Below are 317 nucleotides of genomic sequence, written 5' to 3'. Positions count from 1 at the left end.
AAGATGTGGCTCGTCGTTCCGCCCGCCGTGGGCGTACCGGTTTTCCTCGGCGCTGTGGCTGTCGGCTCCTTCGCGGTCCATGTGGCGGTTCTGAGCAACACCTCCTGGGTGTCCGACTTCCTGTCCGGCAATGAGCTCGGCTCCGGGGATTCCGCAGCCCTGTTGCAGCAGCAAGAGGCCGCGACCGCCAAGGCGTCCTATGTTCTTCCGGATGTGAACGGAGCCCAGCAGGTTCTGATCGTCATGCCGGACGGAACGACCCGGACGGCCGTGCTGCAGGGCGAGACCCTGGCCTCCGCCTCGCCGACCGTCCCGCC

Annotated in this window: 1 protein-coding gene; it reads left to right on the top strand. The window is 67.2% G+C overall.

Annotated features, from left to right (window positions below):
* Positions 1–317 (top strand): light-harvesting protein (locus tag H2O73_RS23655; RefSeq protein WP_182110758.1); only part of this gene is annotated, 317 nt, incomplete at both ends.

Source organism: Vibrio marinisediminis, from assembly GCF_014050145.1.
Taxonomy (GTDB): Bacteria; Pseudomonadota; Gammaproteobacteria; order Enterobacterales; family Vibrionaceae; genus Vibrio; species Vibrio marinisediminis.
Note: the sequence above shows the minus strand (reverse complement) of the source record. Positions and strands in the feature narration are given on the sequence as shown.